This window comes from Mesorhizobium sp. M1406 (genome assembly GCF_040317555.1).
In the GTDB taxonomy this organism is placed as follows: Bacteria; Pseudomonadota; Alphaproteobacteria; order Rhizobiales; family Rhizobiaceae; genus Mesorhizobium.
Window position 1 is genome coordinate 1 of sequence record NZ_JAMYKW010000011.1, and the last position, 20399, is coordinate 20399.

The window sequence follows — 20399 nt, forward strand, 5'->3', positions numbered from 1 at the left end:
CGGTCTCGGCGTTCAGCTTGTAGGACTTGCCGTCATCCAGCGTCAGCGTCAGCGCGTCCTTGTCGACGTTCTTGATCAAGCCTTCGGTCTGGCCGGCGAAAGCGGCGGTGGAAAGCAGCAGTGTGGCGGCAACGGCGCCAATCAGGGTACGCATATCGTTCCTCTTTATCATTGCACCGGCATGGCGGCGGACGTTCAACGGCGGATGGAGCAGAGCAGAAACCAACCGAATGTGTCAAAACTAAATCCGCCAGATCACAGTTTGACCCCTGTGAAAAACGCCAATAGAAGGCAAGCTACAGCGCCGCGCGTCCTCTTGGACGTGCAAAGGACGCTGTAGCACTTTTGATTTTGCGCATGATCCTTTCCGAAAATCGCTCCGATTTTCGGGGTCATGCTCCAAGCAGGCTCCGATGCCGGGCAGGGTCATTTATGTCTCATAACACGTTCGGCCACCTTTTCCGCGTCACCACCTGGGGCGAAAGCCATGGCCCGTCGCTCGGCTGCGTGGTCGACGGCTGTCCGCCCGGCATCCGCTTTACTCAAGCTGACATCCAGGCGGAACTCGACAAGCGCCGGCCGGGACAGTCACGTTTCGTGACGCAGCGTCGCGAACCAGATGAAGTGAAGGTTCTGTCCGGCTTCATCCTCGACGAGGACGGCGAGACGATGATCACCACCGGCACACCGGTCTCGATGCTGATCGAGAATGTCGACCAGCGTTCAAAGGATTATGGCGAGATCGCTCGCCAATACCGGCCCGGCCATGCCGATTACACCTATGACGTCAAATATGGCGTGCGCGATTATCGTGGCGGCGGCCGCTCCTCGGCTCGCGAGACCGCGGCGCGCGTGGCGGCCGGCGCGCTCGCCCGCAAGGTTGTGCCCGGCGTGGTGGTGCGCGGCGCGCTGGTGTCGATGGGGGAAAAATCCATCGACCGCGCCAACTGGAACTGGAATTTCCTCGGCGACGCGGAAAATCCGTTCTTCACCCCCGATCCGGCTTCCGTTCCCGTCTTCACTAGATATCTCGACGGCATCCGCAAGGCTGGCTCCTCGGTAGGTGCGGTGATCGAGATCGTCGCCGACGGCGTTCCAGCAGGCCTCGGCGCGCCGATCTATGCCAAGCTCGACCAAGACATCGCGTCCGGCCTGATGTCGATCAACGCGGTCAAGGGCGTCGAGATCGGCAACGGCTTCGAGGCCGCCCGCATCACCGGCGAGCAGAATGCCGACGAGATGCGCATGGGCAATGACGGCAAGCCGGTGTTCCTGTCCAACAATGCCGGCGGCATCCTGGGCGGCATCTCGACCGGCCAGGCCATCGTCGCCCGTTTCGCCGTCAAGCCGACCTCGTCGATCCTGACGCCGCGAAAGTCGATCGACAAGGACGGCCACGACGTCGAGATCATGACCAAGGGCCGCCACGACCCATGTGTCGGCATTCGCGCCGTGCCGATCGGCGAAGCAATGGTTGCCTGCGCGATTGCCGATCACTATCTGCGTCATCGGGGACAGACAGGAAGGGAATAGGGAATAGTCAGTAGGCAGTAGGCAGTATGTTGGATTGTCTACAGAGACAGTCTTTTCCCTACTCCCTACTCCCTACTCCCTACTCCCTACTCCCTACGAGCGAAGCGAGTTTTTCATGCCTTACGACCAGAAGAAAATCGTCGAAGCCCTGCGCGCTTTCGAACGCGGCGAGATCGTTGTCGTCATGGATGATGACGGGCGCGAGAACGAGGGTGATCTGATCGTCGCCGCCGTCCACTGCACGCCGGAAAAGATGGCGTTCATCGTCCGCCACACGTCCGGTATTGTCTGCACGCCGATGCCGCGCGAGGAAGCAAAGCGGCTCAACTTGCAGCCGATGGTCGCCGACAATGATTCGGCCCACACCACTGCTTTCACCGTCAGCGTCGATTTCAAGCATGGCACGACTACAGGCATTTCGGCCGACGACCGCACGCTGACCGTGCGCAACCTTGCCAACGGCAATGTCGGCGCCTCGGACTTCGTCCGGCCCGGCCACATCTTCCCGCTGATCGCGCGCGAGGGCGGCGTGCTGATGCGCTCTGGCCATACCGAAGCCGCGGTCGATCTCTGCAAGCTCGCCGGCCTGCCGCCGGTCGGCGTCATTTCCGAGTTGGTCAATGATGACGGCACCGTCAAGCGCGGCCCGCAGGTGCAGGCTTTCGCCCAGGAGCATGGCCTGAAGCAGATTTCGGTCGCCGATCTCATCGCCTACCGGCAGCGCAAGGAGACGCTGGTCGAGCGCGTAGCCTGCTCCGAAATCGACACGCTCGGCGGCAAGGCGCAGGTCTTCACCTATACGCTGCCCTGGGACTCCATGCATCATGTCGCGATTGTCTTCGGCGACATCCGCGACGGCGAGGACGTGCCGGTGCGCCTGCATTCAGAAGATGTCGTGACGGATGTGTTCGGCACCAGCCACCGGCTCGACGCCATCATGAAGGCGATGGGCGAGCGCCGGCGCGGCGTCATCGTCTATCTGCGCGAAGGCTCCGTCGGCGTCGCCCATCAGGAGCGCAAGCGGCCGGCGAGCGGCGACCGCGAGGATCACGAAGAGGCGCGCCGCCGCGAAAACGAGTGGCGCGAGATCGGGCTCGGCGCGCAGATACTCAAGGATCTCGGCATTTCCTCGATCAACCTGATCGCCTCGCGCGAACGCCATTATGTCGGCCTCGAGGGCTTTGGCATCCATATCGCCAAGACCGAGATTCTCTGAGCCTCCGGCCGACAGAGCCCGGTTTCAAACCGGGCGCCCGTCGATCATTCCGCCGCAATCGCGGTGGCTTCGCATCCGTCCAGTTCGCACTCCTGAGTGGCAAGGCTGCGCTGCCCAAGCAGCACGGTGGCCAGTGCGATTGTGCCTGAAGCCACCGAGACCCAGAACCCGTTCTGGGCGCCGAACACGTCCACCACCGCACCGGCGGCGAAGGACCCGATGGCCATGCCGACGCCGATCCCGGTCATCACCCAGGTGATGCCTTCGGTCAGCATCGCTTCCGGCACATGCCGCTCGATCAGGCCGAAGGCGGTGATGAAGGTCGGCGAGATCGCCACGCCGCTGATGAATACGGTCAGCGCCAGCAGAGGCACGGTGTCGGCGGTGAGCGGCAGCAGCGTGCCGAGCGCGACGAGGGCGACTGCGATGGCCAACTGGCGTTGCAGCGGCGCTTTCAGGTTGAGCGCGCCGACGACGATGCCCAACACGAACGATCCCAGCGCATAGACGCCGATGACGAGGCTCGCGGCCCCCGGTTGGCCAAGCTCCTTGGTGATCGCCACCGTGCTTACTTCGGTCGTTGCAAACGTCGCGCCGATGAAGATCAGGGCGAAGGTGAGGATCTGCACCGGCCGCAGGCGGATTGCCGAGCCGCTAGAGCCCTGTTCCACCGGTTGCACTTGCGGCTCGGTCGAGCGCTGCAGGATGAAGGCGGTCGAGCCGAAGGCAAGGAACAAGGTGCTCACCAGCATGCCCGCTTCCGGGAACAGGGCGGCACTCAGGCCCACCGACAGCGATGCCCCAGCGATATAGACCAGCTCGTCGGCTGCCGACTCGAAGGCGAAAGCGGTGTTCATCTGCGGCCGCCCGCGGAAAATATCGGTCCAGCGCGCGCGCACCATTGCCGGGATGCTGGGCATCGCGGCAGCCAGCAGTGCCGACACGAACAGCGTCCATACCGGCCAGTCCTGATTAGCCGCTGCCATCAGGACGGCGAAGGCCAACACGGAAATGATGGTGGTGGGCACTACGATCCGCGTCTGGCCAAGGCGATCCACCAGTCTTGATATCTGCGGCGCGAGGAAAGCGTTGGCGAGCGCGAATGTCGCGGCGACGGCGCCGGCCAGCCAATATTCACCGCGCGTCTGCGACAGCATTGCCACGATGCCGATCGGCGCCATGGCGATCGGTAGGCGCGCTATGAAGCCTGCGGCGGCAAAGCCCTTGGTTCCGGGGGCACGAAAGATCTCCGCATAGGGATTTTGCATGGGTTGGTTCCTCGACAAAGCACGATTCGACAATTACATACGGTGCGTATGAATATCAAATAAAGCATACGCCGGGTATGTCAATTGGCATACGGCACGTATGTTGGTAGGGCCAGAGCCATGCACAAACCTCGCAAGGAGATGATTGCCGAGACGCGCGCCAAGCTGATCGCGGCCGCCCGCCATGCCTTCGGCACGGTCGGCTATGCCGAAGCCTCGATGGATGACTTCACTGCCTCAGCCGGGCTGACGCGCGGCGCGCTGTATCATCACTTCGGCGACAAGAAGGGACTGCTGCAGGCGGTTATCGCCGAAATCGACGGCGAGATGGCGGCACGCATCAATGAGGTCGCGTCGAGAGCGCCGACCCGCTGGCAGCATTTTGTCGACGAATGCACGACCTATATCGAGATGGCGCTTGAGCCGGAAATCCAGCGCATCATGTTCCGGGATGGCCCGGCCGTTCTCGGGGATCCGGCACAATGGCCGAACGCCAATGCGTGCATCGCTTCAATGACCAGCCATCTGACGGCGCTGCAGGAGGAGGGAGTCGTCGTCTCCAGCCTCGACCCCGAAACGGCCTCGCGGCTGATCAACGGCGCGAGCAGCCAGGCGGCGCAACGGATCGCCAATTCGAACGACCCCGAAGCGACCTCGAAGAAAGTGGTGACGGCGTTCAAGCAACTGCTCGAAGGCCTGCTCAAAAAGCCGGGTTCGCAATCGAACTGAAATCCCATCGGTGGCCCGGCGCCACGGTAGGGCTTCGAACTCAGGTTAATAAAAGACCTTACGACAGCCAGTTCGGCGGTGCCGGCAGCTTTCACGATAGGAATTTTTTCTTGATTCCATGACCTCAGCTATGGTACATATTCGTCCATGGTGCTGATTTGCGCCAGTGACCCGCCGCACAGGCGGGTTTTTCGGTTGATGCTCCGTCAGCCAACGCGCCGGCGAAGGCTGCGAAGGAAACCCGTTAACCCGAGTTCGTTGCCCGGGCGCCAACCCGGCAATTGACAATCGCCGGGTTGGGTCCATCCTCTTTCACCACCTCTGAGGGGGAGATTCGGGGCATGTGGGATTTCGATATCGGCGGGTCGGTGTCCATAATGATGCGGACCTGGCCGTTCATTGTCTTTCGCATGATCGTCTATTTCGGCATCACGCTGGCCTACATCATGGCGACCGGCACGGGCGCTAGCGTCGGCTATGGCGTCGGCCACATCTCCACCGATCCCGACGGGCCGATGTCCTTTGCCTTGTGGGGCGGGGTGGTCGGTTTCGGCATCGTCTCGATCGCCGTCTACTGGATCCGCGAATACATCCTCTATGTCGTCAAGGCCGGCCACATCGCCGTCATGGTCCATCTGATCGACGGCCGTGACATTCCCGGCGGCCAGGACCAGATCGCCTACGCCAAGGATATCGTCACCCAGCGTTTCGCGGAGGCCAACATCCTTTTCGTCGTCGACCAACTGGTCAAGGGCGCCATCCGCGCCATCACCGGCCTCATCGGCGGCATCGCCGCCTTCCTGCCGATCCCGGGCCTGGGCGGCTTGATCTCCTTCATCAACACGGTGATCCGCCTGTCCCTGACCTATGTCGACGAGATCATCCTCGGCTACAACATCCGCATCAATTCGTCCTCGCCGTTCGAGACGGCGCGCCAGGGCGTCGTGCTCTATGCCCAGAACGGCAAGGTCATGGTCAAGAACGCCGTCTGGCTGGCGGTCATCATGTGGGGCGTGTCCTTCGTCATCTTCCTGCTGATGCTGGCGCCTGCCGGCGCCATTCTCTTCCTGATGCCCGGCCAACTCGCCGGCTGGGCCTTCGTGCTCGCCATCGTCTTCGCCTGGGCTTTCAAGGCGGCGTTCATCGAACCCTTCGCCATCGCCTGCCTGATGCAGGTCTATTTCAAGACCATCGCCGGCCAGGTGCCCGATCCCGACTGGGATGCCCGGCTGGCCGAGGCGTCGTCGAAGTTTAGGGAGCTTAAGGATAAGGCGCTGGCCTCCTTCGGCGGCTCGCGTTGGGGCACGGCCGGCGCGACAAGCTGATCGGCGAGGCTCGCCGGCGTGGCAGCAACGGTGTTGAGGCGCGCCACGGTCGATTTGAGCAACGCTTCACCTTGCCCGGAAAAAACCTCGCTCATGATCAGTTCCGGCAACGGCAGCCGCCGTCCCCAGCCATGCGTTTCAAGGTCCGGCTTTGGCGCGAACTCCGAGACACGGCCGACGCAGAGATAGGCGACCGGGGTCACATGCTCCGGAATTGACAGCAGGCCTTTCAGCGCTTGCGCCTCGATGATGCTGACCCAGCCGACACCGACGCCTTCGGCGCGCGCCGCCAACCAGAAATTCTGCACCGCGCAGACCGTGCTGTAGAGGTCCATCTCCGGATTGTGCCAGCGTCCCAGCGGCGAACCTTCCGAGCGCTGCCGGTCGCAAGTGATGCAGATGTTGAGCGCGCTTTCGCAAATGCCTTCCAGCTTGAGTTTGCGGTAGAGCGCCTGGCGCTCTTCCTCGATGGCCGGCAATTCCTGCTCGCGCGCCGCCAGGAACAGGTCGCGCACCTTTTCCCGTCGTTCGGCATCGCGAATGACGATGAAATTCCAAGGCTGCATGAAGCCGACCGACGGCGCGTGATGAGCGGCAAGCAGCAGCCGCGCCAGCACCTCATCGTCGAGCGCGGTGGGCAGGAAGTGGCTGCGCACATCACGCCGCGTGAACATGGCGCGATACACCGCATCGCGCGCATTCTGCTCAAATCCGTCGCCAACAAGAACGGTCATGGTTTCCGGCATCGCTTGTCCCCTTGCGATTGCAATCAATGCCATCCGCCTGACCATGCGGATGACGATGCCTGCCAGGCCGGTCTTCTGGGCTTGGGATCAACCCGCGTCCGGTGCCTTCCCGTCATCGACAGTGGCACATACCGGCGCGGTCCCCCTTACAGCGTTGGGCACGCCACGGAGTTCAACCGTGTTCCCGATTCTCCCGCTTGCGGCGGGCACCAGGCAGTGCCACCGACCTTACTCCGAAGCGCGGACGACGCCAATGCCTGCAGCGACGCGAATGGACGCAGGCGCGATTTTCCCCAATCATCGGCCGCCCGTGCATGGCCTTTGTCGATCCGGGTCACTAGATTAGGACGATGGCTACCCGTCTCTATACCCATCCAGTCTTCCTTGAGCACCTCACGCCGCCCGGCCATCCCGAGCGGCCGGACCGCCTGCGCGCCATCGAGCGCGTGCTGGACGACGAAGCTTTTGCCGCGCTCGATCGTATCCAGGCGCCGGAAGGCGACGAGGCCACCATCCTCTATGCCCATCCCGCCGATTTCGTCGCCCGCGTGCGCGCCGCCATTCCCGACGAGGGAATCGCCCGCATCGACGCCGACACCACCGCCAGCCCGAAGAGCTGGCAGGCGGCGATCACCGCGATCGGTGCGGCCAACGCCGCCGTCGACGACGTCTTTGCAGGCCGCGCCGACAATGTCTTCGTAGCCGCTCGGCCGCCCGGCCACCATGCCGAAAAAACCACGTCGATGGGTTTTTGTCTGTTCAACACCGCGGCGATCGCGGCGCGTTATGCGCAGAAGAAGCATGGTGTCGAGCGGGTTGCCGTCGTCGACTGGGACGTGCATCACGGCAACGGCACGCAGGATATTTTCTGGGACGATCCGTCGGTGCTCTATTGCTCGACGCACCAGATGCCGCTCTACCCCGGCACCGGCGCGAAGAACGAAACCGGCGCCGGCAACATCGTCAACGTACCGCTGGCGCCGCAGACCGGCAGCGAGGTGTTTCGCGATGCCTTCCTGTCGCGCGTGCTGCCGGCGCTCGACAATTTCGCGCCCGATCTGATCATCATTTCGGCCGGGTTCGACGCGCATCACCGCGATCCGCTGGCCGAGATCAACCTGACCGAGGACGATTTCGACTGGGCGACCGGCCAGCTGATGCAGCGCGCCGCGCGTCACAGCGGCAACCGGCTCGTCAGCCTGCTCGAGGGTGGCTACGATCTGCAGGGATTGGCATTTTCGGTCGCCGCCCATGTCGGGCGACTGATGAAAGGATGAATGATGGCCGGTGAGACCAACGAAGATGTCAAGGCGATGAGCTTCGAACAGGCACTCGACGCACTCGAAAAGATCGTCGATGATCTTGAGCGTGGCGACGTGCCGCTCGACCAGTCGATTAAGATCTATGAGCGCGGCGAGGCACTGAAAGCGCATTGCGACCGGCTGCTGAAGGCCGCCGAGGACAAGGTCGAGAAGATCAGGCTGTCGCGCGATGGCAAGCCGGTCGGAACGGAGCCGCTTGACGCGGATTGAGGCGGTCCGAACGGTGGTCTTGCCTCACCGGCTTTTGGACATGATCATGATCGAGGATAGAACGCGTCCCGATTGAAAGCGCTCCAGGACAAGAGGAGATACGGAAGCGATGTGCAGAAACATCAAGACCCTGTTCAATTTTGATCCGCCCGCTACCAACGACGAAGTCCGCGACGCGGCACTTCAGTTCGTCCGCAAGCTGAGCGGAACGACGCGGCCTTCGAAGCAGAATCAGCATGCCTTCGACCACGCGGTCGAAGCCATCGCGGCATCGGCGCGCGAACTGCTTGATTCACTCGAAACCCATCAGCATCCGCGCAATCGCGAAGAAGTGGCGGCCAAACTAAGGGCGAAATCGGCGATCCGGTTTTCCTGATACGTCCAGGCTGCCTCTGGCGCTGACGAGGAGAGTTCATGAGCTTTTTCCCGGGGAAAGACCCTGAAGTCGGCGACGCCTTCGCCAGCGACCAGATCGAGCTTATGGTCATCCCGAATGCCAAGGACATTGGCGGTTTTCAGGTGCGCCGCGCCCTGCCGACCGCCAAGAGGCGGTTGGTTGGACCGTTCATCTTCTTCGACCGGATGGGCCCGGCTATCCTGCGCGCCGGGCAGGCGCTCGATGTCCGTCCGCATCCGCATATCGGCCTGTCGACGGTCACCTATCTGTTCGACGGCAGGATCAGGCATCGCGATTCACTCGGCACCGAAATGGTCATCCAGCCCGGTGACGTAAACCTGATGACCGCCGGCCGCGGCATCGTCCATTCCGAGCGCACCCCCGAAGAACTGCGCGGCGCACCGATGTCGATTTCCGGCTTGCAGACCTGGTTGGCGCTGCCGGACGGCAAGGAAGAAGTAGCCCCGGTTTTCGAGAACACCGCGGCACTACGGCTGCCCGAGATCGACGCCGAAGGCGTCAGCGGGCGCATCGTCATAGGTGATTTCCAGGGATTGCGGTCCCCGGTCAGGGCCGACTCCGAGACGCTTTATGCCGACCTGCGCCTTGCGCCAGGCGCCGGCGTGAAGATCCCGGCCGATGCGGAAGAACGCGCCATCTACACACTGGAAGGAGAGGTCTCGATTTCGGGCGACATTTTCCCGGCCGAACGGCTGCTGGTGTTTCGGCCCGGTGACGAGATCGTCGTATCGTCGCGGACCGGCGCGCATTTCATGCTGTTCGGCGGCGCTTCGCTCGGCTCGCAGCGCTACATCTGGTGGAACTTCGTCTCATCGTCGAAGGAACGCATCGAGCAGGCCAAGCAGGAATGGAAGACGGGACGCTTCGATATTGTTCCTGGCGATGAGGAAGAGTTCATTCCGTTGCCGGAAAGCTGATGCGTGTCGCCTAAAGGTGGCCCCGGTTTTGGGCGAACGGCGTGCATCAAAACAAAAACCACGGCCTGATCCGCGTCACTGACATGCATTTACATTCTCCGGCCGGCGGCCTATTTCGCCAATGAACAGAAAGCCTGGGCACCCGTGAACGCAACGCCGCATACGCCGCTTCTCGACAAGGTCCGCATCCCGGCCGACCTGCGCACGCTTGCCGAAAGCGAGCTGCCGCAATTGGCAGCCGAGCTTCGCGCCGAGTTGATCGACGCCGTCTCTCACACCGGCGGCCATCTTGGCGCCGGCCTTGGCGTGGTCGAGCTGACGGTGGCGCTGCACTATGTCTTCAACACCCCCGATGACCGGCTGATCTGGGATGTCGGCCACCAGGCCTATCCCCACAAGATCCTGACCGGCCGCCGTGACCGCATCCGCACATTGCGCCAGGAAGGCGGCCTGTCGGGCTTCACCCGCCGCGCCGAGAGCGAGTACGATCCCTTCGGCGCCGCCCACTCCTCGACATCGATTTCGGCTGGCCTCGGCATGGCCGCTGCCCGCGATCTCTCCGGCGGCCGCAACAATGTCATCGCCGTCATCGGCGACGGTGCGATGTCTGCCGGCATGGCCTATGAGGCGATGAACAATGCCGGCGCGCTCGATGCGCGGCTCATCGTCATCCTCAACGACAACGACATGTCGATTGCGCCGCCGACCGGCGCGATGAGTGCCTATCTGGCGCGTCTGGCCTCGGGCAAGGCCTATATCGGCCTGCGCGACTTCGGCAAGAAACTGACGTCCTATCTCGGCAAGCGCGCCGACCGTGCGATCACAAGGGCGGTCGAGCATGCACGCGGTTACGTCACCGGCGGCACGCTGTTCGAGGAGCTCGGTTTCTATCACATCGGCCCGATCGACGGTCACAATCTGGAGCATCTGATCCCGGTCCTGAAAAATGTCCGCGACAATGGCGAAGGCCCGGTGCTGATCCATGTCGTCACCCAGAAGGGCAAGGGCTACGCACCGGCGGAAGCCGCCGCCGACAAATATCACGGCGTCAATAAGTTCGATGTCATCACCGGCGCGCAGGCCAAGGCGCCGGCCAACGCGCCTGCCTACACCAAGGTGTTCGCAGAAAGCCTGGTTCAGGAAGGCCGCGAGGACGACCGCATCGTCGCCGTCACCGCCGCCATGCCGAGCGGCACCGGCCTCGACCTGTTCGGCGAAGCGTTTCCGTCGCGGACATTCGATGTCGGCATCGCCGAACAGCACGCGGTGACTTTCGCCGCCGGCCTTGCCACCGAAGGCTACAAGCCGTTCGCGGCGATCTATTCGACCTTCCTGCAGCGTGCCTACGACCAGGTCGTCCACGACGTCGCCATCCAGAAATTGCCGGTGCGCTTTCCCATCGACCGCGCCGGATTCGTCGGCGCCGATGGCGCGACCCATTGCGGCGCCTTCGACACCACTTTCCTGGCGACCTTGCCGGGTTTCGTCGTCATGGCGGCGGCCGACGAGGCGGAACTGCGCCACATGGTACGGACCGCGGCGAGCTATGATGAGGGCCCGATCGCCTTCCGGTATCCGCGCGGCAACGGCATCGGCGTCGACATGCCGGAGCGTGGCTCGGTTCTCGAAATCGGCAAGGGCCGCATCGTCAGGGAGGGCACCAAGGTGGCGCTGCTGTCCTTCGGCACGCGGCTGCAGGATTGTCTGATCGCCGCCGAGGAATTAGGTGCCGCCGGACTTTCCACCACGGTCGCCGATGCCCGTTTCGCCAAGCCGCTCGATGAGGATCTGATCCGGCGGCTGGCCCGCTCGCATGAGGTTCTGGTGACGGTGGAGGAGGGCGCCGTCGGCGGCTTCGCCAGCCACGTGCTGCAGTTCCTCGCCCATGAAGGTCTGCTGGAAAGCGGCCTGAAGGTGCGTCCGCTGGTGCTGCCCGACGCGTTCACCGACCACGCCAAGCCGGAAAAGATGTACGCCGATGCCGGGCTAGACGCGGCCGGCATCGTGCGCACCGTGTTCGTCGCGCTCGGTCATACAGTTCGCGCTCAGCGCGCCTGAATCAAAGCCTCAACGAATAAGTTAGCCGAACCGCGACCTTAACCCATTGTTTACGCGGCAATTTGGCTTTTCGCTTACCGTGTCTCTTGGCCGTTTTTCAACGACGCCCTGCTAGATCGTTGATCAGGCAGGGAGACGACAAATGAAAACGCTTCTGTGCGGCGTAGCGCTTTGCGCCGTCATCGTCGCGCCGGCCGCCGCCGAGACGCGCTATGATCGCAGCCTCGAAAAGGCGGCCATGGGCATTGTCGCCGGCAAGATGGGCGATATTCGCGGCGGCTTTTCCTACAAGCAGGTGCCGCAGCTTGTGGTCGTGCCGGGCGTAGCGCCGGCGGCCGTGACCGAACGCCCACTCGAGGAAGCCACGGGCAAGCCGGATGACGGTCTGTCGCCCGCCGTGGAACGGCAGGTTTCCCGAACCATATTCTAATTCTAAGTTCCAATGAGACCAGTAAGCCTGGGAGCCGCTTAGCAAGGTATGATCGGCATCGGTTTCCGGCCGATGCCTTTTCATTGTCCCAGCCGCCATGCCGGCGTTACTCCTCCGCCAGTTCCGCTCGTTTCGACGGTTTCTCCGAGCGCCATGATTTTGTGGCGTGGTGGGCCCGGTCGGCCAAGGCAGCGAGGCGCCCGCGCAGGCTCCGCCCGCCCATCACCGACGACAAGGTCACCGAATGCGTCGAAAAGCGGCGCTTGAAATCCTCGCCGCCGCAGAGAAAGTCGACCGTGGTCAAGCCCTGGTCTAGCGACCACTGGATATAATCCATCATCAAGACCATGCCCGGTGAGGCTCGCTCGAAGGCCGGGTCATAGGTCGTGACGAAAGCCATCATCGTTCCATGCTGCTCGAAATTGATCGAGACGGCGATGATCGCATCGTCGCGTTCGAGCACGAAGATGCGCAGCAATCCGAGCCCGGCCAGGACGGAGACCAGTGCCGCCAGAGCTGTGGAGCCTTCGTCGAAGAGGTCCGACGCGCGGCCGTGCTTTGCCAACCATAGCCGCTTCAGCGCCGCGACGCGCTCGAGCACCGGCTCGCGGTCTTCGTGCGCATCCATCAGCCGGAAGCGCAGCGCGCCGCCTTCCTCCATGAATTTGTGGCCACGGCGATAGTTTTGCCGGGTTTTTTTCGATTGGCTTTCGAACCATTGCGCGCCGTCTTGCCAGGTGCCAACGACACGATAGCTGATCTCGCTGCGGTGGTTTGGCTGCAGGATCGTGCCGCGGCCTGGGACGGCGGGATCGAGCAGGGCTTGGAACCGGGCATCCGGCAACAAACGATTCAAATAGACGAGGTCGAAGCCGCCATCGTCGAGAATGCGTTGCCAGAGCTCCGGCAGGATCTGCGGATCGCAGTCGGGGGCGAGCAAGACATCGCCATAGTCGCAGTGATCCTTCGCCGCCCATTCTAGGATGCGGATGCCGGAGCGCTTGAAGGTCGCGAGCGGAATGACGGCCACGAGCCGCTCGTCGCTCCAGACCAACCCGATCCTGAGGCCGCGCCGGTCCTGATGCGGCGTCGTGCGCCACCAGGCCGAGATCCAGTCCGGATGCTGGAAAACGAGGCCGCCGGCGCGTTGCCAGAGCGCCGTCCAGGCGGGCGCTATTTCCGCCAGGCGCGCGGCCGAGGTCGCGACCTCGATCCGGTGCGTTCGCGGCAGCCGGCACACGACAGGCCCGTTCAAGGCTCGCCCCTTTGCGGCAATTGCCGTGGCTCGGGCTTGTCGGTGCGGAAGTGTCTGGCGATCTGCCGCCACATCCGCTTCAGCGGCAGGATATAGAGGCCTGCGAGCGACTGATAGTCGCGCGCGTTGCGTTCGATCAACCCGAACTTGAAATCCTCGTCCGGTCTGGGGACGCATAGAGTTCCGAACAGCCGGTCCCAGAACGAGAAGAGGAGCCCGAAGTTCTTGTCGTAATGACGCGGGTCCGTGCTGTGGTGCAACTGATGCCAGTGCGGACACAAGATCAGGTTGTTCAACGGCCCAAACGAGATCTTGAAATGCGTGTGCCTGACGAAATCCATCATCAGGATGTTGCGTATGATGTAGACGTTGACGCCGAAGATCGTCAGTTCGACGAGGTTCAACGCGACCAGCGACCAGATGCCGAAGCAGATGCCGGGAATGACGCCATCCCAGGCCCGGTTCATCAATTCGTCGAGCGGGTGGACGCGATCCTTGGTGATGCCGACCATCACCTCGGCCGAATGGTGCACCTTGTGCAGTTCCCAGAGCACCGGATAGCGGTGCTGGGCGACGTGATAGAGATAGTACGAAATGTCGTAGGCGAGCAGCATGGTGATGGTGAAGATGGTCACCGTCACTGGCCCTGCCGGGCCCTCCACAAGGGGCGGCTGGATCGCCAGGAGCGTCGAGAGCAGCCAGTTCGTCGCATAGCCGACGGCGCTGACGAAGACGATGCCGGCAGGCAGCATGAGGAATGGCATCAGGGCCTTCCTCGTCACCCAGAACAAAAGGTCAGCCCTAGCCGAGGGATGAGTGATCACCTCGTGCGGGATCGCGAACTCGAAGAATTCTTTCCAGCTCTTTTTCTCGACCGTGCGCCAATAGGCGACGAGAGCGCTGAGCAAAGCGGTCAGCAACAGAAGTCCGGTCGCCAGCAGGCCAGCACCGGAAATCCGATCAAGCACCTTGTAGACGATATCGCTGGCCATTTCCAAGGTTGCCGCCTCTTCATTCCGTTTTGCGGGCTGTCGCAGTCATAACATTTAAGTCCTCAAGCAAATGCGACAAAAATAGGTTAACGATCCATGAGATTTCTGGAACTCGGGACAGTGGTCCGCAAAACGGCGACGCCTGGTGCTTCGGCAACCACGCGCGCCACCGCGTGTAGTTTTCAAAGAATGGTGGGCGTGACAGAAATACTCGCCGTCGTCTCAAGCCCAATGCTGGGCATGGTGGTAGGGATGGGAGACGAAATGCTTCCCGTCGATGCCGGGCTAGTGCCCTTGCCATCGTCGTCCGCTTTCGCCATGAAGGCCGATGACTTCACCTCTGCCAGCCAGCGCACGCCAGCGGCTCGACGACTTGCTCGTCCAGCGCGGGCTGTTTGCCAGCCGCTCGCGTGCCCGCGACGCGGTCGAACGCGGCACGGTGACTGTCGACGGCGTCCTTGCCCGCAAGCCCGGTCAGAGCGTTTCGCCGCAATGTCTCATCGCCATCGATGATCCGGCGCAAGGCTATGTGTCGCGCGCGGCGCTCAAGCTGATCGGCGGGCTCGACCATTTCGGCCTCGATCCCGCCGGCTGTGAGGCACTCGACATCGGAGCCTCGACCGGCGGCTTCACCCAGGTTCTGCTGGAGCGCGGCGCTGCCCACGTCACCGCCATCGATGTCGGGCATGGTCAGGTGCACCCTGATGTCGGGGGAGATCCGCGTGTGACGGTGATCGAAGGTCTGAACGCACGCGATCTCACCGTCGCCGATCTTGGCGGTCGTATTCCGGATTTCATCGTTTCCGATGTCAGCTTCATATCGTTGAAGCTGGCGATGCCGCCGGCGCTTGGCCTTGCGAAAGCTGGCGCCAAGGCCATGTTTCTGGTCAAGCCGCAATTCGAGGCTGGTCGCGAAGCGATCGGCAAGGGTGGTCTGTTGAAAGATCCCTACAATGCCTCCCGTGTCGCCGGCCTGCTGCAGGATTGGCTGGACGCCGTTCCCGGCTGGCGCGCGCTCGGGCTGCATTTGTCGCCGATCGAGGGCGGCGACGGCAATCGCGAATTCCTGCTCGGTGGGATCAAGGATCGATGAGCGCGCGCTTCAGCATCAGGAAACTTGGCGCCCAGGGCGACGGCATCGCCGAGACCGAGACAGGCGATCTGTTCATCCCCTTCACACTGCCCGGCGAAACGGTCACCGCCGCGCGCGAAAGGGATCGCGCCATGCTGATGGCGGTGCTGGAAGCCTCGCCGCTGCGCATCGATCCCGCCTGCCGCCATTTCACCGAATGCGGCGGCTGCGCCCTCCAGCATTTCGAAGCCGAAGCCTATCGCCAGTGGAAACGCGAAAAGGTGGTGCACGCCCTGAAGGGCAAAGGCATCGATTGTGAGATCGGCGAACTGGTCGCCTGCGCGCCGCACACCCGCCGCCGTGTCGTGCTTGCCGCCCGGCGCACCGACACGGGCATGCTGCTCGGCTTCTATCGGCATCTGTCGCCGGAGATCATCTCCATCGAGGAATGCCCGATCTCGCTGCCGGAGATCGTCGCCGCGTTCGATCGCTTGAAGGCACTCGCTGAATTGGTCTGCGCCACCACCAAATCGTTCCGCATGGCGGTCACCGTGACCGGTTCGGGGCTCGATGTCGCGGTCTATGAGTCAGGCAAACTGGGCGAGAACCAACGTCGGGTCGCCTCCAACTTCGTCATGGCCCGGGGATTTGCCCGGCTTTCGATCGACGACGAGATCGTCATCGAACCCAAAAAGCCGGTGGTTAAGTTCGGCGGCGTGGCCGTCGCCATTCCACCGGGCGCCTTCCTGCAGGCGACCGAGGCCGCCGAACAGGCGATGGCCGATATCGTCGGCGGACATCTGAAGCGTGCCAAGAAGGTAGCGGATCTTTTCGCCGGTTGCGGCAGCTTTGCCTTGCGGCTAGCGACCAAATCGGAAGTCCATGCGGTGGAAGGTGATGCGGCGTCCCTTTCGGCACTCGACCGAGGATCGCGCTTCGCGACCGGGCTGAAGCGGGTGACGGGCGAACGCCGCGACCTGTTCCGCCGACCGCTGACATTCAAGGAATTGAATGCCTTCGACGGCTTGGTGTTCGACCCCCCACGGGCGGGCGCCGAGGACCAGTCGAAGCAGATCGCCCGTTCGGATGTTCCCTACGTTGCCGCGGTGTCCTGCAATCCGGTGACGCTCGCCAGGGATTTGCGCATCCTCATCGACGGCGGCTACACCTTGAAAAGCGTGACGCCGATCGACCAGTTTCTGTGGTCGCCACATGTCGAGGCGGTGGCGCTGCTGGAGAAGCCGAAACGGCGACGGTAGATCATTCGCTGGTTTGGCGACGCCGTGCTTCCGCGAGCACGCCCGTTTCCATTTCTCTCAGTGTTTTCGACTTGCCTCTGTTGGGCAGCGACCCGAACACATCCTCCGGTCGCGTTGGGGGAAAGACCGGAGCAGGCCGTGTGACCTGATCGTCGGTTGAATTGGAGGCAACGGACTTTTCTCCAGTGGCCATCGCATCAGACCCTGGTGCCGCCGACCGTCATCTGATTCATGCGCAGATGTGGCTGGCCGACGCCGACCGGCACGCCCTGTCCGGCCTTGCCGCACATGCCGATGCCGGTGTCGAGCTTCATGTCGTTGCCGATCATCGAAACGCGGTGCATGGCATCCGGGCCGTTGCCGATCAGCATGGCGCCCTTGATCGGCTGCGTTACCTTGCCGTTCTCGATCATGTAGGCCTCGGTGCAACCGAACACGAATTTTCCCGACGTGATGTCGACCTGGCCGCCGCCGAAGGAGACGGCATAGATGCCGTTCTTGACCGAAGCGATGATTTCGTCCGGCTCCATGTCGCCCGCCGTCATATAGGTGTTGGTCATGCGTGGCATCGGCTGGTGGGCATAGCCTTCGCGCCGGCCGTTGCCGGTTGCCTTCATGCCCATCAGCCGGGCGTTTTGGCGATCCTGCATATAGCCGACCAGCTTGCCGTCCTCGATCAGCACGTTGCGGGCCGAAGGCGTGCCTTCGTCATCGACCGTCAGCGAACCGCGCCGCTCGGGCATGGTGCCGTCGTCAACGACGGTGACACCTTTGGCGGCGACCTGCTGGCCCAGCAGGCCGGCGAAGGCTGAAGTCTTCTTGCGGTTGAAGTCGCCCTCCAGCCCATGGCCGACGGCCTCGTGCAGCATGACGCCCGGCCAGCCGCTGGACAACACGATGTCGAAGGTGCCGGCCGGCGCTGGTATCGCCTCGAGATTGACCAGGGCTTGCCTGAGCGCCTCCTTGGCGGCGTGCTTCCAGCTGTCCTCGACCAGGAATTCGCCAAAGGCCTTGCGACCGCCCATGCCGTAGGAGCCGCTCTCCTGGCGGTCGCCATTGCCGACCACGACAGAGACGTTGATGCGGACCAGCGGCCTGATATCGCGCACCACATGGCCGTCGGCGCGCACGATCTCGACATGCTGCCAGGAGGCGGCAAGCGAGGCCGAAACCTGGCGCACGCGCGGATCCTCGGCGCGCAGCCAGGCGTCGATTTCCTGCAGCAGTTTGGCCTTAGCCTCGAAGGTGGGCGAGGGGATCGGGTTCTCGTCGCCATAGAGATGGCGGTTGGTGCGGGCGGGTGCGGCGGCAAGCGTGCCGGAATAACCACTCTTGACGGTTGAAACGGCGTCGGCCGCGCGCAGCAGCGAGGCCTCGGAAAGATCGCTGGAATGCGCGTAACCGCTGGCTTCGCCGGCGACGGCACGCAGGCCAAACCCCTGGTCGGTGTTGAAGTTGGCGGTCTTCAGCCGGCCATTGTCGAACATCAGCGCTTCGCTTTCGCTGTATTCGAGAAACAGTTCGCCGTCGTCGGCACCATTGATGGTCTCGGCGACGATCTGCTTGATGCGATCGTCTGAAATGTCGAATTGGCCGATCAGGCTGTTCATGGCGCGTCCGTTCACAGGAGGAATGGGTCTTTGCCACGATGTAGGCGCGAAGGCGCGTCGAGACAATCGTCCCGTCGCATTGCGAAGACAAATGCGTTCCGCCGACAGCTTCTCGACGTCACTTCTGGTTGATGAAGTCCTTGATGTCGCTAGCCATTGAATCCCAGTTGCAGAGCTGGGTTTCCAGCGAGTGCTAAGCTGTCAGGGCAGGGCGGCGAAACCGTCGGCGAAGCCCTTGAGATCGACGGGGATGCCGATGCCTTCTTCCGGGGTCTGGAAGACGATGAAGGTGGCCGACGTGCCGGTCTTTAGCGTGTCGAGCAGCGGCTTTTCGAGAATGACCTCGGCATAGCAGCCGTCCTGGAAGCAGCGCACGAAATAGGCGCGGCCGATATCCTTGCCGTCGACATTGAGGCCGAGCCCGTTGGGCAAAAGCACGCCGAGCGGCGCCAGCACGCGCAGGATCTCCGCCTTGTTGTCGGCGGTGCGCAGCACGACGACCGACAGCCCCATCTCCGGACGATCCTCGGCGACGACGTTCTGCATCATCACGCATTGTTCCGACGTGGCGCCAGCTGGCGTGTCGCAAATGATCGACCATGCACCGTGCGTCGAGCGGACGGTGCCGCTCGGCTGCGCGGCAGTGGCCGTGCCGGGCAGGCCCGTCGTGGACAAGGCGGCGAGAAAGATGACCTTCGCCAAGGTTCTCGAAAGCCAAGAGTTCATGACGGCTCCATTGCGAATCACGGCACTTTAAGCCGCGCCAAAGCCAAGTAAAGGATGAGACCGCAACCGGTCTGCCCTGAAAAGGCCAATCCGGCGCTTTTCCCTGCCAAATTCGCCCGAATTGCGACGCCCGGTACGAGCGGCCCGCAGGAATGCAACCGTTGGCCCAACATAGGCGATTCGGAGCCGCCGCCGTTGCCTTCAAAGGCGCATCCGGGCTTGCGCGCAAAAATGCCGCACGGTTTTGCCCGCTCCTTTCTTGCGGAGGGAAAAAGAGTATGGTTTGAACCAACTTGAGACAGTCGGGATTCCCGTCCCGGCGTTGTTCGTTATTCTCGTGGCTACAGCTGCGAGGAACTGGGAGACGATGAGGGCGATGAGAAATTTCCTGGCAAACGCCAAGTTTCCAGCAAGTGACAAGCTTCTAAGTGCTTGTGCCGCTATCACGTTTTTCGCCGGCACATCCGCCCATGCCGACCAGCCAAAAAACTGGGAGACAACCTTCCAGGCGCCGGCGACGGACATGATGCGGCAGATCGAGTGGTTCGGAAATTACACGATGTGGTTCATCGTCCCGATTACCATCCTGGTGCTGCTTCTCCTCGCCTATTGCATCGTGAGATTCCGCGCGAGTGCGAACCCGGTCCCGTCCAAGACCAGCCACAACACGCTGATCGAGGTGATCTGGACTGTCGGCCCGGTCGTCGTTCTGCTCTGCCTCGCCATTCCCTCGTTCCAGCTGCTGACCGCGCAATATACGCCGCCGGAAGAAGCAAAGCTGACCGTCAAGGCGACCGGCAACCAGTGGAACTGGGACTACGAGTACCAGACCGAGAACACGCTCTCCTTCAACTCCGCGATCCTCCAGGACACCGACCGCACCGCCGCCGGCAAGGAGGACCGCAACGAATATCCGCGCCTGCTGGCCGTCGACAACGAGATGGTGGTGCCGGTCAACACCATGACCCGCGTGCTTGTCACCGCGACCGACGTCATCCACTCCTTTGCCATGCCGTCGTTCGGCATCAAGATCGACGCCATTCCGGGCCGCACCAACGAGACCTGGTTCAAGGCGGAGAAGGAAGGCCTCTATTACGGCCAATGCTCGCAGCTCTGCGGCAAGGACCATGCGTTCATGCCGATTGCAATCCGCGTCGTCTCGGATGAGCAGTTCAAGACCTGGCTGGCGGCAGCCAAGACCGATCTGCCCGGCGCCAACAAGACGCTGATGGCCGAGGTCGACGGCCAAAACAAGGTAGCAGCCGCCGGCAACTGATGCCGCGGCCAGAAAAGATCAGGGAACGGAGCGGAAC

General features: G+C 62.7%; 20 protein-coding genes, 1 pseudogene and 1 riboswitch. Of the genes and pseudogenes, 13 read left to right on the top strand and 8 right to left on the bottom strand.

Going from position 1 to position 20399, the window contains the following annotated elements; all coding sequences use genetic code 11:
• Positions 1-154: DUF1344 domain-containing protein (locus NKH03_RS12175; protein ID WP_352968638.1), on the bottom strand; the 154-nt coding region annotated here is incomplete at its 3' end.
• A gap of 278 nt (positions 155-432) precedes the next feature.
• On the opposite strand from NKH03_RS12175, the gene aroC reads away from it, so the two are divergent.
• Both aroC and ribB read left to right on the top strand, forming a co-directional pair.
• Positions 433-1533, top strand: a complete 1101-nt coding sequence (gene aroC / locus NKH03_RS12180) for a chorismate synthase (RefSeq protein WP_352870346.1) — start codon at positions 433-435, stop codon at positions 1531-1533.
• Positions 1534-1648: 115 nt separating this feature from the next.
• A complete protein-coding gene (gene ribB, locus NKH03_RS12185) occupies positions 1649-2749 on the top strand; it encodes a 3,4-dihydroxy-2-butanone-4-phosphate synthase (protein ID WP_352870345.1) in 1101 nt (366 codons plus the stop codon).
• Between the two features lie 44 nt (positions 2750-2793).
• On the opposite strand, the gene NKH03_RS12190 is transcribed toward ribB, so the two are convergent.
• On the bottom strand, positions 2794-4017 hold the full coding sequence (locus NKH03_RS12190) for an MFS transporter (protein ID WP_352870344.1): 1224 nt from the start codon (positions 4015-4017) through the stop codon (positions 2794-2796).
• A gap of 120 nt (positions 4018-4137) precedes the next feature.
• Between NKH03_RS12190 and NKH03_RS12195 the strand changes: the two genes are divergently transcribed.
• Positions 4138-4746: a TetR/AcrR family transcriptional regulator gene (locus tag NKH03_RS12195; protein ID WP_352870343.1), complete on the top strand. Its 609-nt coding sequence runs from the start codon at positions 4138-4140 to the stop codon at positions 4744-4746.
• A gap of 341 nt (positions 4747-5087) precedes the next feature.
• Positions 5088-6071 carry a hypothetical protein gene (locus NKH03_RS12200; RefSeq protein WP_352870342.1) on the top strand — a complete coding sequence of 328 codons (984 nt, stop codon included), beginning with the start codon at positions 5088-5090 and terminating at the stop codon, positions 6069-6071.
• A 116-nt stretch (positions 6072-6187) separates the two neighbouring features.
• Here the strand turns inward: NKH03_RS12200 and bluB are convergent.
• Positions 6188-6862 (bottom strand): annotated as a pseudogene (gene bluB, locus NKH03_RS12205) (5,6-dimethylbenzimidazole synthase); the annotation flags it as partial.
• Positions 6863-6865: 3 nt separating this feature from the next.
• Positions 6866-7046, bottom strand: a riboswitch (cobalamin riboswitch).
• A 121-nt stretch (positions 7047-7167) separates the two neighbouring features.
• Between bluB and NKH03_RS12210 the strand changes: the two are divergent.
• The 6 genes from NKH03_RS12210 (at position 7168) to NKH03_RS12235 (ending at position 12172) form a co-directional block, all read left to right on the top strand.
• Complete coding sequence (locus tag NKH03_RS12210) at positions 7168-8094, top strand: histone deacetylase family protein (RefSeq protein ID WP_352870341.1); 927 nt, start codon at positions 7168-7170, stop codon at positions 8092-8094.
• Between the two features lie 3 nt (positions 8095-8097).
• Positions 8098-8349: an exodeoxyribonuclease VII small subunit gene (locus tag NKH03_RS12215; RefSeq protein ID WP_027046614.1), complete on the top strand. Its 252-nt coding sequence runs from the start codon at positions 8098-8100 to the stop codon at positions 8347-8349.
• A gap of 109 nt (positions 8350-8458) precedes the next feature.
• The gene (locus tag NKH03_RS12220) at positions 8459-8725 is read left to right on the top strand and encodes a DUF2277 domain-containing protein (RefSeq protein ID WP_352968556.1); all 267 of its coding nucleotides are present in this window, start codon (positions 8459-8461) and stop codon (positions 8723-8725) included.
• Between the two features lie 38 nt (positions 8726-8763).
• Complete coding sequence (locus NKH03_RS12225; protein ID WP_352870340.1) at positions 8764-9684, top strand: pirin family protein; 921 nt, start codon at positions 8764-8766, stop codon at positions 9682-9684.
• A 144-nt stretch (positions 9685-9828) separates the two neighbouring features.
• Complete coding sequence (gene dxs / locus NKH03_RS12230; protein ID WP_352870339.1) at positions 9829-11742, top strand: 1-deoxy-D-xylulose-5-phosphate synthase; 1914 nt, start codon at positions 9829-9831, stop codon at positions 11740-11742.
• Between the two features lie 142 nt (positions 11743-11884).
• On the top strand, positions 11885-12172 hold the full coding sequence (locus tag NKH03_RS12235) for a hypothetical protein (protein WP_352870338.1): 288 nt from the start codon (positions 11885-11887) through the stop codon (positions 12170-12172).
• A gap of 106 nt (positions 12173-12278) precedes the next feature.
• Here NKH03_RS12235 and NKH03_RS12240 read toward each other — a convergent pair whose 3' ends face one another.
• Positions 12279-13427 carry a GNAT family N-acetyltransferase gene (locus NKH03_RS12240; protein ID WP_352870337.1) on the bottom strand — a complete coding sequence of 383 codons (1149 nt, stop codon included), beginning with the start codon at positions 13425-13427 and terminating at the stop codon, positions 12279-12281.
• Positions 13424-14419, bottom strand: coding sequence for a sterol desaturase family protein (locus NKH03_RS12245; protein ID WP_352870336.1), 996 nt, complete (start codon positions 14417-14419; stop codon positions 13424-13426). Before NKH03_RS12245 ends, NKH03_RS12240 begins: the two co-directional genes overlap by 4 nt.
• Positions 14420-14747: 328 nt before the next feature.
• On the opposite strand from NKH03_RS12245, the gene NKH03_RS12250 reads away from it, so the two are divergent.
• Together NKH03_RS12250 and NKH03_RS12255 are read left to right on the top strand one after the other, a co-directional pair.
• Positions 14748-15512 carry a TlyA family RNA methyltransferase gene (locus NKH03_RS12250; RefSeq protein ID WP_352870335.1) on the top strand — a complete coding sequence of 255 codons (765 nt, stop codon included), beginning with the start codon at positions 14748-14750 and terminating at the stop codon, positions 15510-15512.
• Complete coding sequence (locus tag NKH03_RS12255) at positions 15509-16750, top strand: class I SAM-dependent RNA methyltransferase (protein WP_352870334.1); 1242 nt, start codon at positions 15509-15511, stop codon at positions 16748-16750. The genes NKH03_RS12250 and NKH03_RS12255 overlap by 4 nt, the downstream gene beginning before the upstream one ends.
• Before the next feature lie 197 nt (positions 16751-16947).
• Here the strand turns inward: NKH03_RS12255 and tldD are convergent, their stop codons facing one another.
• From tldD to NKH03_RS12270, 3 genes are all read right to left on the bottom strand, one after another.
• Positions 16948-18360 carry a metalloprotease TldD gene (gene tldD, locus NKH03_RS12260; RefSeq protein WP_352870333.1) on the bottom strand — a complete coding sequence of 471 codons (1413 nt, stop codon included), beginning with the start codon at positions 18358-18360 and terminating at the stop codon, positions 16948-16950.
• 201 nt (positions 18361-18561) lie between these two features.
• Entirely contained in the window at positions 18562-19086 is a 525-nt protein-coding gene (locus NKH03_RS12265) for an invasion associated locus B family protein (RefSeq protein WP_352870332.1), read from the bottom strand.
• 201 nt (positions 19087-19287) lie between these two features.
• On the bottom strand, positions 19288-19611 hold the full coding sequence (locus NKH03_RS12270) for a hypothetical protein (RefSeq protein ID WP_352870413.1): 324 nt from the start codon (positions 19609-19611) through the stop codon (positions 19288-19290).
• Between NKH03_RS12270 and coxB the strand changes: the two genes are divergently transcribed.
• Positions 19529-20362, top strand: coding sequence for a cytochrome c oxidase subunit II (coxB, locus tag NKH03_RS12275; protein WP_352870404.1), 834 nt, complete (start codon positions 19529-19531; stop codon positions 20360-20362). The two genes, NKH03_RS12270 and coxB, sit on opposite strands and share 83 nt — an antisense overlap.
• Positions 20363-20399 lie beyond the last annotated feature (37 nt).

Bases quoted from the DNA above. Each gene is read 5' to 3' on its own strand.
- aroC (WP_352870346.1), top strand. From the start codon at position 433: ATGTCTCATAACACGTTCGGCCACCTTTTCCGCGTCACCACCTGGGGC.
- ribB (WP_352870345.1), top strand. From the start codon at position 1,649: ATGCCTTACGACCAGAAGAAAATCGTCGAAGCCCTGCGCGCTTTCGAA.
- NKH03_RS12190 (WP_352870344.1), bottom strand. From the start codon at position 4,017: ATGCAAAATCCCTATGCGGAGATCTTTCGTGCCCCCGGAACCAAGGGC.
- NKH03_RS12195 (WP_352870343.1), top strand. From the start codon at position 4,138: ATGCACAAACCTCGCAAGGAGATGATTGCCGAGACGCGCGCCAAGCTG.
- NKH03_RS12200 (WP_352870342.1), top strand. From the start codon at position 5,088: ATGTGGGATTTCGATATCGGCGGGTCGGTGTCCATAATGATGCGGACC.
- NKH03_RS12210 (WP_352870341.1), top strand. From the start codon at position 7,168: ATGGCTACCCGTCTCTATACCCATCCAGTCTTCCTTGAGCACCTCACG.
- NKH03_RS12215 (WP_027046614.1), top strand. From the start codon at position 8,098: ATGGCCGGTGAGACCAACGAAGATGTCAAGGCGATGAGCTTCGAACAG.
- NKH03_RS12220 (WP_352968556.1), top strand. From the start codon at position 8,459: ATGTGCAGAAACATCAAGACCCTGTTCAATTTTGATCCGCCCGCTACC.
- NKH03_RS12225 (WP_352870340.1), top strand. From the start codon at position 8,764: ATGAGCTTTTTCCCGGGGAAAGACCCTGAAGTCGGCGACGCCTTCGCC.
- NKH03_RS12235 (WP_352870338.1), top strand. From the start codon at position 11,885: ATGAAAACGCTTCTGTGCGGCGTAGCGCTTTGCGCCGTCATCGTCGCG.
- NKH03_RS12245 (WP_352870336.1), bottom strand. From the start codon at position 14,419: ATGGCCAGCGATATCGTCTACAAGGTGCTTGATCGGATTTCCGGTGCT.
- NKH03_RS12250 (WP_352870335.1), top strand. From the start codon at position 14,748: ATGACTTCACCTCTGCCAGCCAGCGCACGCCAGCGGCTCGACGACTTG.
- NKH03_RS12255 (WP_352870334.1), top strand. From the start codon at position 15,509: ATGAGCGCGCGCTTCAGCATCAGGAAACTTGGCGCCCAGGGCGACGGC.
- tldD (WP_352870333.1), bottom strand. From the start codon at position 18,360: ATGAACAGCCTGATCGGCCAATTCGACATTTCAGACGATCGCATCAAG.
- NKH03_RS12265 (WP_352870332.1), bottom strand. From the start codon at position 19,086: ATGAACTCTTGGCTTTCGAGAACCTTGGCGAAGGTCATCTTTCTCGCC.
- NKH03_RS12270 (WP_352870413.1), bottom strand. From the start codon at position 19,611: ATGTCCGTCGCCGGCGCCTGGAAGGTTGTCTCCCAGTTTTTTGGCTGG.